Annotated in this window: 9 protein-coding genes; all 9 read right to left on the minus strand. The window is 69.7% G+C overall.

Going from position 1 to position 13,475, the window contains the following annotated elements; all coding sequences use genetic code 11:
• Positions 1–202: 202 nt before the first annotated feature.
• The 9 genes from WMF17_RS10255 to WMF17_RS10295 all read right to left on the minus strand — a co-directional run bounded on the left by WMF17_RS10255 (position 203) and on the right by WMF17_RS10295 (position 13,097).
• Positions 203–1,984, minus strand: coding sequence for a glycoside hydrolase family 43 protein (locus tag WMF17_RS10255; protein ID WP_437601797.1), 1,782 nt, complete (start codon positions 1,982–1,984; stop codon positions 203–205).
• A 242-nt stretch (positions 1,985–2,226) separates the two neighbouring features.
• Positions 2,227–3,279, minus strand: coding sequence for a LacI family DNA-binding transcriptional regulator (locus WMF17_RS10260; RefSeq protein ID WP_437601798.1), 1,053 nt, complete (start codon positions 3,277–3,279; stop codon positions 2,227–2,229).
• A 155-nt stretch (positions 3,280–3,434) separates the two neighbouring features.
• Complete coding sequence (locus tag WMF17_RS10265; RefSeq protein WP_437601799.1) at positions 3,435–4,523, minus strand: S41 family peptidase; 1,089 nt, start codon at positions 4,521–4,523, stop codon at positions 3,435–3,437.
• 11 nt (positions 4,524–4,534) lie between these two features.
• Entirely contained in the window at positions 4,535–5,206 is a 672-nt protein-coding gene (locus WMF17_RS10270; RefSeq protein WP_437489133.1) for a DUF3540 domain-containing protein, read from the minus strand.
• Positions 5,207–5,216: 10 nt separating this feature from the next.
• Positions 5,217–6,953, minus strand: a complete 1,737-nt coding sequence (locus WMF17_RS10275; RefSeq protein WP_437649134.1) for a pentapeptide repeat-containing protein — start codon at positions 6,951–6,953, stop codon at positions 5,217–5,219.
• A complete protein-coding gene (locus tag WMF17_RS10280) occupies positions 6,950–9,379 on the minus strand; it encodes a DUF2169 family type VI secretion system accessory protein (RefSeq protein WP_437649136.1) in 2,430 nt (809 codons plus the stop codon). The genes WMF17_RS10275 and WMF17_RS10280 overlap by 4 nt, the downstream gene beginning before the upstream one ends.
• Before the next feature lie 25 nt (positions 9,380–9,404).
• Positions 9,405–10,499 carry a hypothetical protein gene (locus tag WMF17_RS10285; protein ID WP_437601802.1) on the minus strand — a complete coding sequence of 365 codons (1,095 nt, stop codon included), beginning with the start codon at positions 10,497–10,499 and terminating at the stop codon, positions 9,405–9,407.
• A gap of 54 nt (positions 10,500–10,553) precedes the next feature.
• Positions 10,554–11,813 (minus strand): hypothetical protein, encoded by a 1,260-nt coding sequence (locus tag WMF17_RS10290; RefSeq protein ID WP_437601803.1) that lies wholly within the window; start codon positions 11,811–11,813, stop codon positions 10,554–10,556.
• Positions 11,814–11,975: 162 nt separating this feature from the next.
• Entirely contained in the window at positions 11,976–13,097 is a 1,122-nt protein-coding gene (locus WMF17_RS10295) for a DUF4419 domain-containing protein (protein WP_437601804.1), read from the minus strand.
• Positions 13,098–13,475 lie beyond the last annotated feature (378 nt).

Consider the following 13,475-nt stretch of genomic DNA (forward strand, 5'->3'; position numbering starts at 1 on the left):
CAGTCGAGAGGGGCATCTGGAGTCTCCGAGAAGGCGCGCAGCGCCGTGACGTGATGAAGTGGACATCTCTTCGAGCCTCCGTATCCGGGAGAACGCCGATGTCCGCGAGATGCAAGGCCGGGCGAGCGTGCTCCGCTCGATGGACACAGCCCTGCTTCGTCTCGCCATCTCCTGGTCAGGGCGAAGCCGCCTGGCTCACCTGTTACGGCTTGGTCACCTCGAAGGAGGCGACGTTCACCGATCCGCCCAGAGACTGCGTGGCGTAGTTGAAGATGCCAAAACGATAACCAAGGAAATACTGCCAGTCCTTGTTCATGTTGAGCGTGTTGCCCAGGCTGGTGAATCGGCTGCCATCCGTGCTGTAGGAGAAGCGCGCTTGCGCGCCGCCGGCATCCGTGCGGACGTTGGCCTCCACGCGCAGCCAGATCTTGTCGCCGGACACGTCGGCGCCGGCGACCTCGGTGCCCGTGCTCGTCGTGGTCCAGGAGGTGTTCATGTTGACACCATTGGTCATCACGACGCGTGTCGCCCCGTTCGCTCTCTTGACCCCGATCCACGCCGACGCGTCACGCAGGGCAGCGAGGCCGGCTACATCGCCGTTCTGCATTTTGCTATGGTCGAGCTCGATCGTCGCGATCGAGACCGGTCCCTCGATGCGGCGCGTCAGCGTGTTTCGAGCCGCATAGAGATCGCTGGTCACCGTCGCCGTTCGCAGGGTGAGCCCGGCCCCGGAGGACCACTTTGTGTTGTCGGGGTTGTGGTTCCACTCCCACTCGTGGCCCAGGGTCTCCTCGGTGAAGGCCTCCTTGCTCGCAGGCGGCTTCACTCGATTCGAGCCGCAAGGCAGGTCCGGGAAGGGGTACGTTCCACCCCATTTGCCGTCCACCAGGGTGACCGAGGGCCAGCCGTTGGTCCAGGTCATCGGGGCCATGACCGGCAGGCGGCCGCCTGGGAACGAGTCGTTGAACGCGAGGTAGTACCAGTCGCCGTTTTGCGTCTGGACGATGCCGCCTTGATGCGGGCTTCCACCGGAGCCCGCAGCGCCAGCGTAGGGCAGCTTGACCGCGAAGGGGCGCAGCTCGTAGGGACCGAAGGGGCCGTTCGTCGATCGCAGCACATACTCGCCATTCGCGTATTGCGTGACGAAAATGTAGTAGTCCCCATTGATCTTGTAGAAGCGAGAGCCCTCCAGCGGTCCGGAGATGTTATCCGGCGTCCGGAATACGGCCTGATTCTTGACTTGGCTGAAGCCATCTGCGCTCAGCTGGGCCACGCTGATCGTGCCGTTTCCGTAAGCCACGTACATGGTGTCGTCGTCGTCGACCAGCAGCCCCATGTCGTAGTAGCAGCCGCCTTTGTGCTTTTCCCACGGACCTTCGGGGGACTTGGCGGTAAAGACCCAGCCGCCGCCCACGTTGTGCATGCAGCCCATCCAGTAGAAGGTCTCGTTGCTCTTCCGATACTGGAGCGTGGACGCCCAGATGCCGTTTACATAGGATCTACCCCGGCTTAGGTCGTACGACGCGTCGAAGTCCAGCTGGGGAACGGAGTGTGAGAGGTATTCCCAATGGACCAGATCGTAGGAGCGGAGGAGGGGCGCTCCAGGCGAATGGTGGAACGTGGACGCCGTATAGTAGTAGGTGTCGTCGACGCGAAAGACCTCCACATCGGGGAGGTCTTCCCAGATGAGAGGATTGGAGTAGGTCTCAGGGCAGACGGCAGGGGCGCCTCCACCCGAGCCACCGTCACCGCCGCCGCCGCCGCCCGCGCCGCCGCTGCCGGTCGCCCCGCTGCTGGTCGCCCCGCTGCTGGTCGCCCCGCTGCTGGTCGCCCCGCTGCTGGTCGTTCCGTCGCCGCCCGTGCCCCCCGCTCCTGCCCCGGACGAGGTGCTCCCCGTTCCCGGGGAGGGCTCTGTATCCGACGAGCCGCACCCGATCAGGCTCAATCCAGCGAGAACAACGATTTGTGCTGCGTATGAACGCACATCAGCCTCCGCGAGGTTGGTTGTGGTCGGGCGAGGTGAGAATGACCCCGATACGCGCACGGGTCCCAGGTGAGACCTCGCGTCCAGCGCGGTACGACGCGAGCGCGGCCCAAGAAAAGATACCCCGAGAGGCCAATGTGAGCGTTCACATGGCCGGTGTCAACAAAATTGACCGGCGAGCGACCGTCCTCGGGCTCGGCGGGGGCCGGGCCGGCGGGCCTACGCCGGAGGCTCGAGTGGGCTCATCGGTCCCGGCGGAGCGCGGCGGTGCTCCTGCGCAGGACCAGCTTTGTCTCGACGACGACGCGCGAGCCGGTGCGCTCGCCGCTCTCGATCAGCCCGAGCAGCAGGTGGAGGCACCTTCGGCCGAGCTCGGAGAAGTCCTGGTTGACGGTGGTGAGCGGCGGCGTGAAGTAGGCCGCCTCCGGGATGTCGTCGAAGCCGACGATGCTGAGGTCCCGCGGCACCTCGTGCCCGATCTCGTGGAGGCAGCGGAGCAGGCCGAGCGCCATCTGGTCGTTGGCCACGAACACGGCGGTGACGCCCGGCGTGCGCGCCAGCTGCGGGGCGAGCTCGTAGCCGGAGCGCGCGCTCCAGTCGCCGCGCAGGAGAGGCGGCGGCTCGACGCCGGCGGCCTCCAGCGCCGAGCGCCAACCGTCGATGCGCTGATCGGCCTCGAGCCAATCGAGCGGACCGGCGATGTGCCACACCGTCCGATGGCCCAGGTCGAGGAGATGGCGGGTCGCGGCCGCCGCGCCGCCGTACTGGTCGACGGCGACCACCGGGACCGAATCGTCCGGCCCACCCTCGACAGCGACAAGCGGCACGTTGGAGGTGACGTGGCGGAGCGCGTCCACCGCCGACCGCTGCGGGGCGATGACCACGATGCCGTCGGCGCCGTGATCGCACAGCCACTTCACCGCATCCACCACCGGCGCGCGGTTGAGCGACTTCACGCTGGCGATGCTGACGCCGTACCCGGCGTCGTGCGCCGCCTGCTCGAGCCCGTGGAGCGTCGACGCCGGGCCGTAGAGCGTCGTGTCGAAGCTGACCACCCCCAGCGTCCGCGAGCGCCCGGTGACGAGCGCCTGCGCCACGGAGCTCGGGCGGTAGTCGAGCTGGCGGATCGCCTCGAGCACGCGCTCCCGCGTGTCGCTGTGCACGTGGGGGCTGTCGTGCAGGACCCGCGAGACGGTCTGGTGCGAGACGCCGGCAAGCTTGGCCACATCGACCATGACCGCGGCGCGGCGCCCGCCTCGCTTGACGCGCCGCTCCGGGGGAGACTTCTCTGCCATCAGGGGGCGAGCTTAGTCGCGAACGGGCGGATTGGAATCCACATTACCCATGATCGCGGCGCGGCGCCCGCCTCGCTCGACGCACCGCTCCAGAGGCGACGCGCCAGCCGCCTGGCCCCCCGAGCTCAGCAGCGGCGGATCGATCCGCGTCGACGTCATCCGTGTGAGCGTTCACAATCTGGCCTCACGCCGGTGAAGAGCTGCACGAGCGACGGTTGCGCCCCCTCTGGCGCAACCGCCCCAGGCTCCCCGAGCTCGACATCCGGCCGCACGCCCGTCGCGTGGATCGTCTCTCCGCCCGGCAGGACCATCATCGCCGCCGGCGCGAGCACCGGCGCGCGCTCCTCCGGATCCTCCACCACCTTCAGCGCCGTCCCCTTGCCGTACGTCCGCTCCCCCGCGACGACCGCCCGTCCGTGCCACTGCAGGCAGCCGGCGAAGAGCTCCGCCGCCGACGCCGTCCCGCGGTCCACGAGGATCCACAGCGGCGCGCGGCACGGGTTCCGGTGGCTCGACCGGTACACGGTCTCGTCGCCGTCCGCGTCGATCGCCCGCGCGAGGACGCTCCCCGGCTCCAGGAAGTCGCCCGCGAGCTCGAGGAACGCCGTGAGCTCCCCTCCGGGGTTGTCGCGCAGATCGAGCACGAGCGTCTCCAGCCCTTCCGCCTCGAGCGCGCTCACCGCCGTGTGGACCCGGGCGGGGACGTCCAGCGAGAAGCGGCGAATCCGCAGGTAGCCGATCCCCGGCCCGATCCAGGCGCTCTCGACGGGCGACGCGCTCCCGCAGGGATGGAGCGAAGCGACGAGCGCATCGAGGTCCGCCAGCACCGGGGCGCCGGCGGGACGGGCGCCGCCCGCGCTCTCCGCGTTGTAGGCGTAGAACACGTTGGTCCGGCTCGGCAACACCTGCAGGCCGAGGAAGCAGTTGAAGTTGTTACCGACCCTCGCGGACAGGAGCATCGTCCCCGGAAGGAAGTTGATGCGGATCGGGAAATAACCGAGTATGTGCCGCGCTGGCCCCATGAACGTCGGGTGCAGCGTGCCCGCCTGATCGCCCGTCGTGAGAGGGCTGGTCGACGCCTGGTTCACGGCGGGCGCCATCGATAACCACACGTTGAACGAGAACGGGAACAGCGTCCCGTTCGGGTTGATGTTGGGGAAGGGGAACAGGCCCAGCACCGGCGACAGGCACACGTCCGGAAAACCGGCGCTCATGCCGACGGCCTTGTTGTTCGCAGTGAGCATCGCGCGGCCTCCTAACCCAGCAGGATCTGCTTGCCGTTCACCGTGACCGTCTCCTCGGTCAGGATCGTGGCGTTCTTCGCCTTCGTGAACGAGGTCTTCTCCACCACCGTGTGCGACTCGCTGGCCTGGACGCTCAGGAGCGCGCTCACCCGCTGGTACACCGACGTGAACTTCTGGACCATGGCGTCGGCCACCATCCGGATCTTGCCGGCCTGCACATCGAGCTCCGGCCCCCGGATCTCGACGCCCTTGTCGCCGCACAGCGAGAGCGCGCCCTCCCGCGCGTGCACCGCCACGTCCCCCTGGAGCGACAGGACCGACCGCCCCCGCCCGTGGAGCACGCCGATGGCGTAGTAGCCCTCGTCCCTGCCGATGACGAGCAGCGTGTCGTCCAGGGCAGGCTCGTACGGCAGCGCGAGCGCCATCTGGACCGCGACCGGCTGGCCGCCCGGCAGCTCCACCGCGATCGCGCCCGCCTCCGCCGAGGTGACCCGCGCCGGCCCCAGGTACTCCCGCGGCAGCGCCGCGGCCCTGCCCGGGCCCGCCTCGTCCGCAGCCGGAACGCCGGCCCGCGCCAGGCCGATCCTGGGCACCTCCGCGCCGCGCGCGTGCTCCTCGCCCCTCGGCCCATCCACCCGCACGGCCGCCGCGCGATCGCTCTCCTTCATGGCTCCCATCGACATGGCTCCTCCTCTACGAGCGCCGCTCGGGCGGCATCCAGGCCTCGGCCTCAAGCCGGTCCACGTCCGTGCGCCTCGCCGTGGCGAGGTTCGCGTCGAGATAGCGTGTCTTCTCGTCGCGGATGTGGTGCAGGTTCGCCCACGTCAGGTCCGCGCCGGTGAAGTCGGCGCCGGAGATGTCCGCGTGCGAGAGATCGGCGTAATGCGCCTTGACCCCCACGAACAGCGCCCCGGCCGCGCGGGCCTCGGTGAACACCGTCTCGCGGACATCGGACCCCGCGAGGTTCGCCCCCGTGAGATCGGCCTTCACGAAGATCGCGCTGCGGAGCATCGCCTGCGTCATCACGGCGCCGGCGAGGACGCTCTCGCCGAAGAAGGCGGCCTTGGCCATCGCGCCCGACAGGATGGCGTGCCGCAGGTTCGCCTCCTTGAAGTTCGCGTTGGCCAGGATGGCGCCCTCGAGGCGGGTGCGCTCCAGGTTGCACTGCGTGAAATCGCAGTTCGACAGGTTGCACCCCGAGAGGTCCATCCCCGAGAGGTTGCCGAGCGCGAAGAAGCACCGCGAGATGGTCAGTCCCGAGAGGGACGTACGGGTCAGGTCCACCCCGGAGAAGTCCACGCAATCGAAGATCGCCTTCTCGAAGAGGATGCCCTCCACGCGCGCGGTCCGCAGCGACGTCTGCGAGACGAGCGCGCGGGTCAGGTCCGCGCCTGCGAGGTTCGCCCCCTCCAGGATGCAGCGCACGAGCCGCGACCCGGACAGGTTCGCGCCGGAGAGGTCGGCCTCGGTGAAGACCACCATCTCGAGGTCCTTGCCCGACAGGTCCGCGCCCGGCAGCTGCGCCCTGTACAGCATGCACGACCTCAGCGTCGCGCCCCGGAAGTCCGCGCCGGTGAGATCGCAGTTCGCGAGCGTCGTCTGGTCGAGCGTCGCCCCCCGGAAGCTCGCGCCCCGGAGGTTCGTGCCCTGGAGCGACGACAGCGTGAGGTTCGCGTTCTCGAAGCTCACCCCGGCGAAGTCCATCTCCTCCAGCGCCGCGCCCGCGAGGTCCGCCCCGGAGAGGTCCAGCTGGCCGAGGCGCGCGCCGTCGAACACCGTCTTCGTGAGCTTCTTCGGGAGCACGGCCTCGCGGAGATCGGCCTTCAGGAACACCACCGTGTCGAGCTCGGCGCCCGAGAAATCGGCCCGCGCCAGGTTGGCCTCGGCGAACGACGAGCCCTCGATGCGCGCCTGCGAGAGCGAGGCGCCCGAGAGGTCCGCCCTCGTGAACGAGCTGTGCGAGACGGTCGCGCCGTCGAGCGCCGCGCCCGACAGGTCGGCGAGGTCGAGCCGCGCGTTCGACAGCGTCGCCCTCGAGAGCTCCGCCCCCGCGAGCCTCGACTCGGCCAGGTTCGCCCCCTGGATCCGCGCGCCGCTCAGGTTCGCCCCGCCGAGCTGGCCCCGCACCAGGCTGATCCCCGTGAGGTTCGCGCCGGACAGGTTCGCGCCCGAGAGATCGCTCTGGGCGATGGCCGCCCCCTCCAGATCGGCGCCCGACAGGTCCGCGCCGCCGAGCGCGCACCAGGCGATCTTGGCGCCGCGGAGGTCGGCCCCCGAGAGGTCCGCGCCGCCGAGCTGCAGCCAGCCGAGCTTCGCGCCGCGCAGCCGCGCCTTGCGGAGGTCGGCGCCCCGCAGATCCATCTGGCCGAGCGTCCTGCCGTCGAGCGGCTCGCCCGCCTGGACCCGCGCCTTCAGCTCGTCCGGCGTCATCGATCCCGCTCCAGGGTCGACTTTTTCAGGTTCGCCCCCCTGAAATCGCAGCCGGAGCCCGCGGTCTGGTAGAATTTTGCATCGTAGAGGTTCGCGTCGACGAACTTCGCCTCCGGGACCCTCGCCCTGAGCAGGTCGGCCTCGAAGAGGTTCGCCCGCGTGAAGTCGGCGCGCGTGAGGTCGGCCCGGTCGAACCGGGAGCCTCGCACGTTGGCGCCGAAGAAGTTCGCCCCTTCGGCGGTGGCCTCCGAGAAGTGGGCGCTCGTCAGCACGGCGAGGCTGAGATCCGCGCCGGTGAGGGTCGCGCCCAACCACACGCTCCCTTCGCCCCGCGCGCCCGTGAAGACCGCCCGGGTCAGGTCCGAGCCGGAGAAGCTCGTGCCGGTGAGGGTGGCGCCGGCGAACGTGGCGGAGGCCGCCTTGACCTTCGACACGAACGATCGCGTGAGCGAGGCCTGCGACAGGTCCGCGCGCTCGAGCACGGTGTCCTCCAGGAACGCCACGGCCCACGTCGCCCCTCTCGCGGTGGCCCCGGTCATGTCCGCCCGCGAGAGCACGAGCTGCGTCCCCCGCGTGCCCGACAGATCGGCCTCCATGAGCCGCGCGCCGTCGAACGAGGTGCCCTCCAGCGTGGCGCCGCGGAAGACGGCGCGCTCGGCCCAGGCGCTCTGCAGGGTCGCGCCGCTCAGGTCCGCTTCGGTGAAGTCCGCCTCCCTCACGTCGGCGTCGAACAGCACGGCGTGCTTCAGCGTCGCGCGCACGAGCTTGGCGCCCCGGAGGTTGGCCCCCGTGAGGAGGGCGCCGGAGAGGTTCGCGCCGGTGAGGTCGCGGCCGCTCAGGTCCTTGTCGCTCAGGTCCTGGTCCGAGAGGTCGCTCCCCGGCCCGATCTCCCCCGGAATGCGCGGCGGGTCCGTCGAGAGGCCCATCGACGCGAGCTTCGGATCGCCGACGAGCTTGTCCCACGCCGCGAGCGCCGGGACCGGCGCTCCGCGCGCGGCCGCCAGCGACTTCGCCTCTTCCACGGCCCGCGCGACCCTCCGGAAGGCCGTCCGGAGCGCCGCGTCCGTCACCATCGGCGCCGCTTCGGCGAGCGGCGGCGGAAGCGCCTGGGAAGCCTTCGGCAGGTGGCGCAGCGCCTCCGCGATGACGCCGCCGAGGACCTTCCCCCCCGGCACCGCGACGCCCGCGAGCGCGGCCATCGCCCGGCGAATCTTGTCCTGCTGCGGCCTGGCCACGTCGCCGAGCCGCGCCTTGAGCATCGCCGACAGCGGGTCGAGCCCCGACGCGTCCGGCGGCGTCGCCGCCTCGTCGCCCTTCCGTTGCAGCGCTTGCAGCGCCTTCCACTCCTCCTTGAGCTCCGGCGAGATCTGCGCCTCGATCTCGAGCGGATCGGCCTCGAACCGCGCGAGGATCTCCCGGTAGTGCGCCTCGGGCAGCGGCGGCGCGTCGAGCGGCTCGGAGGCGACGAGCGTCGTGACGGGCGACAGGTCGTCGTCGGCCACCTCCGTGAGGCCTCGCCAGGTGAGGAACAGGGCCTCTCTGTCCAGGTCGGCGAGGAGCGTGTCGAGGTGCATCGGCACCTCGCGGAACCCGCGCTCCGCGTCGTTCGCGAAGGCGCGGATCCGGAGCCCCGGCAGCCGCGACCGGAACACCTCCGTGTCCGGGTGGAGGTTCTGGAACAGGAGCTCCTCGTCGCCGCGCAGGTAGGGGAGCTGCTGGTCTGGCCGGGCTGCGTTGAAGTAGGTCCAGTCGAGGTCGTCGGCGTAGTACGGCGCGCGCTTCTCGCGGTACGCCTTGCCGTAGTTCTTCCCGACCTTCGCGCGCCGGTCGGGGCGGTTCGGGGACAGGGGCCCGAAGCCCGCGGGCGCCGGCCGATCCGAGCGCGACAGCAGGAGATCGTCCGCGCCCTCGACGTTGGGGAGCTCGCGCGTCCCGTGGCCCTTGCCCACCGGGTTCAGCGGGTGTCCGGGCCCCCCGAAGCTGTGCCGGTCGCCGAGCGGCATCCGCTCGAACGGCACCGGATCGCTCATGGCCGGCCCGAGCAGGCCATCCATCCACACGCGCTCGCCGACCACGCGCAGGATCTTCGACCAGGACCCGACGCCGAACCGCACAGGACACTCGGTCACGCGCGCCTTGCCCGGCGTGTGGCACGTGCCGAGCAAGAGCACGTCGGCGTGAGGCTTGTAGTCCGCGAGATCGCTCGGATAGAGGCACTCGCCGGTCTGGTCGTGATCGTCGTCGTCGAACACGTTGCCCCGCAGCGTCTCCTGCGCGAGCACCGGGTGGCCCTCGGGCAGGGAGAGCGGCGCTCCGGGCCTGAGCGTGAATTTCGCCCGGACGATCAGGGTCATCTCCGGCTGGGGCGGCCTCCGCGAGGTGACCTTGCTGCCGAAGAGGAAGGGGGTGAGGTTCTTGTTCGCCATTCGTGGGCTCGCCGCTCCTCGGGCATCACACGATGAGGTGGGCCGCCGAGATATTCGTGCGGACGGGCGCGGCCTTGCTCCGGTCCAGGGACACCTTCTCCCGCGCCGGCCCCATCGAGAGCTTGGGGCCGACGCTGGCCTCGAGGGTCGCGGTCACGCTGATGGACGCCTTCAGCCCGAACGTCGCGTCGACCGTGGCCCCGATCGACAGCGTGGCCTCCCCGCCGAGCGTCGCCTCGATCATCGCCCCGAGGACGACCTCGTTCACCACGCCGAGGTTGATCGTTGTCTCGATCCCGTCGACGACGGTCTTGCTGTTGCCCTGCGTGTAGGAGTCGGCGTTTCCATACATCTCGTCCTCGGTGTCGGCGCGCGTCTCGGAGATGATCTTGTCCGCCGTTGTCTTGTTCCTGATGGTCCCGGCCTTGGTCGTATCCGAGAGGGTCTGTTCGACCGTGGTGGTGGACGTGATCGACCCGGCCTTCATGGCCTCTTTCGACGGTCCCTTGACGGTCGTCTCGTCGGTCATCGTCTTGACGTGGGTCGTCGACTCCATCGTCTCGGCCCAGGTCTCTTCCTTGATCGAGGGCACGGGCAGCTTCGCCGAGCCGGTATAGGACGAGATGCTCTTCGCCCACGTCCTGGCGATCATCGTGGGGTTCTCCGTCATCACCGACGGGTAATCCTCGATCGGGGTCGGCGTGTCCTCGTGGCCGGTGCGGCTCACCAGCTTGGGGCCGTAATGGTACTCGAAGGAGTCGCCGTGGTAGGTCGAGTGCACCTCGCCCTTCACGGTCGTCTCGCGGATCTTCCTCTGGCCGCGGGCGCCCTTCACGAACTCGATATCGCTCCGCCCCTGGAAGGTGATGCCGCCCTCCTTGATCCGCCCCTCCTCCACCTCCGTGGTGGCCTTGAAGGCCCGGCGGCCGAGGACCTTCATCGAGTAGGTGCCCCCGATGACCTCGATCTTGTCGCCCCGGGTGGTCGTGATCCGGTTGCCGTCGGTCTCGTCCCGCCAGGTGTTGTCGTCGTCCGGGGTCGCGCCGACGCGGAGGTACGACGACATGCCGTCGCCGAAATCGGGGACATGGAGGATACCGTACTTGCCATCGCCGGCCATGGGAGCTCCGTCATCCGGTGGGCGCGTGGAGCGTCGTGCTCGCCGCTCGCGCCCTCAGAAAAAGAGGTTGAACGGCGAGATGACCTTGTTCGTGAGCGAGACCTCCGTCTTGCTGAGGTGGAGCTCCACCCCGGTGGTCCCCAGCTCGCGCTTGGGACCGACCGAGAAGTCGACGCTCGCGGTCATGCTGAGCTCCACCTTGGCGCCGACGGTCACGTCGAGGGAGCCCCCGGCCGTGAACGTCACCTCCCCGCCGAGCGTCGTCTCGATCATCGCCCCGAGGACGACCTCGTTCACAACGCCGAGGTTGATCGTCGTCTCGATCCCATCGACGACGGTCTTGCTGTTGCCCTGCGTGTACGAGTCGGCGTCGCCGTACATATCGTCCTCGGTGTCGGCGCGGGTCTCGGAGATGATCTTGTCCGCCGTTGTCTTGTTCCTGATCGTCTTCGCCTGGGTCGTGTCCTCCATGGTCCCGTCGACCGTGGTGGAGGACGTGATCGACTCGGCCTTCATGGTGGAGATCGACGCTTCCTTGACGGTCGTCTCGTCGGTCATCGACGTGGCGTTCGTCGTCGAGACCATCACCTCCGCCCAGGTCTCGTTCGTGATCGTGGGCACCGGCAGCTTCTCCGAGCCGGTATAGGACGAGATGCTCTTCGCCCACGTCTTGTCGATGATCTCGGGGTTCTCGGTGGGGATCGCCTGGGGCGAGGGCGGGTTCGTGTCGTCGAGGTAGTCGTCGGCGACCTGCAGCGTGGGGAACGTGTCCGTGCCGGTCTGGCTCTGCTTGAGCTTGCCGTAATACGTGTCGTAGACATCGCCGTGGTAGGTGGTGTGCACCTCGCCCTTGATGGTCGTCTCGACCACCTTCCACGTCCCGCCGTAGTTCTGCACCCACTCGATGGTGGTGCCGCCGCCGAAGGTCTCGCTCACCTCGGTGAGGTGCCCTCCCGAGATGTCCCAGCCGGCCTGGGTCTTCCCGTCGCCGTGGCCGAGGATGAGCAGGCGGTAATTCCCCCCGATCACCTCGACCTTGTCGCCCCGGGTCGTCGAGATCCGGTTGCCGTCCGAGTGGTCGCGCCAGCCGCCCTTCGTGTGCAGCTTCGCCGTCTCGGCCTGGCGCTCGCCTTCGGGCACGAAGTCGGGCGAGCCGTCGCGCTTTCGCGTGTCGTCGGTGAAGGTCTGAATCCGCTCCGCGAGGTCGTCGCCCGCGCTCTCGCCGAGCGGCGCGGCCGCCCCGAGGCGCAGGTACGACGGCTGTCCGCCATTCAGATCCGGTACTTCGAGGAGAGCGAACTTGCCTCCGGGCACTGGAGCCTCCGTGTCGAGCGTGATGAACGGCGCATGGCGTCGCCCCGTCGCGAGCGCCCTATCCTAGGTCACGGTGAGCCGGCCGTCCATGCCGAACCGCTCGCCGCGCCCTCCCGCACGGCGCGCGGTCGGTCGCCATGCGCCATGCGCGTGCCACGCGGCTCAGGAGGCCGCGGCGGCGCGCTCGGCGATCGACTCGGCTGCTTGGTGCACGACGGCCCACGCGAACTCGGGGAGGAGCGCGAGCGAGTGCGGGTCCTGCGTGACGCCGATCAGGCCGCTGATGAACTCCATGCGGTGCGCGCGGCGGCCCCGGTCGACGAAGCGCAGCTGGGCGCTCGTCAGGCCGGGCGGCAGCTCGGAGAGCCCGGGCCCCTGCGGGTTGCCCAGCCTCCCGAGCGCGTCGCTGCGGGCCTCCGCCTTCAGCCATCGCTCGTGCCAGGCCTCGATATAGGGGTTCGGGGCGAAGTAGTCGTTGGGCCAGGCGCGCAGGTAGGGAAACAGCACGTGGATCCACCCGGTGATCTCGTCCGCCGGGTTCTCGTACCTGAAGAAGGCGCGCCAGAACGCCCTGTCGGCGCGCCCCTCCGAGGAGGCGGCGATCTGGTCGAGCACGGGCAGGAGGGCGCGCGTCCAGCGCTCCTGCCCGACGGCGCCGAGCATCGCCACGCGCTGGCGCACCCAGCGCCAGTCATCGGAGGTGCCGAGCAGGTACACGCGCGGGATGCCGCGCTGCGGGCGCGCGAGATCGCCCGGAAACGGCGGCTCCCAGTCGAAGTGCGGCGCGAGCGGGGTCGCCACCGTGAGCTCCGACGACACCCGCTCGACAGGACCCGTGGTGGAGAAATTGCCTGCCACGAGATCCCGCAGCGGGCCGACCCGCGCCGAAACCTGCCTGGAGAAGTCCGGAAACAATGCGGGCCACGGGTTCACCTCGCCGAGGGTGAAGTCCGGCCGCTCGACGACGAGCTCGAAAGGGTGATCTTCTGCGAGGAAGCGGCGCCGTTGCTCGTTGTTCGCGGCGAGGTGGAGCGTGAAGCCGCGCGCCAGGCAGAACCAGATCACGTCGGGCGAGATCACGAGGGGATAGCGCCGGGTGAAGGCGGTATAGGCCGCCTGGACGAGCGGGTGCAGATCCGTGCGTCCCACGAGCGGCAGCCGGTGACGGTAGGTGGCCTCGATCGGCGAGACCAGCAGGCTTTGCACGGCAGCTTCGCTCTCGAACCCCGGCAAGGGCGCCGTCGCTGGCTCGACCTCCGCGACGGCGATCGTCGTAACGTTCATGACCCCTCGTCCTCCTGGCCCGGCGCGACGCCGTCGTGATCTGGCGCTGTCCTTTGTCCTTCCGTACACGAGCGTGCTGCGCGCGACAACCTGACGGGTCGAGCGGCCCACGTCGTCGGCGCAGCATGAAACCAAGGCGAAGCGTCCCCGGCGGCTCGTGATGCGAAGGCCGCGCGATGGCCGGTGGCCTCGCGGACCCGACACCCCGCCGGGGCGCCCCTCGGGCGAGGTCCTCCTCGGGCCGGCGGCGCGCCGTTCACGCCCCGCCGCCGCCCGCGCCGCGCGGATAGGTAGGTGGTAGGTGGGTGGGCAGCGCGTCATGGGGTGTGATTTTTCGTGGATGGCGGACATTTTTGGGGCCGCGCCGCGGCGGTGTTG

The organism is Sorangium sp. So ce362 (assembly GCF_051519845.1).
Classification (GTDB): Bacteria; Myxococcota_A; Polyangia; order Polyangiales; family Polyangiaceae; genus Sorangium.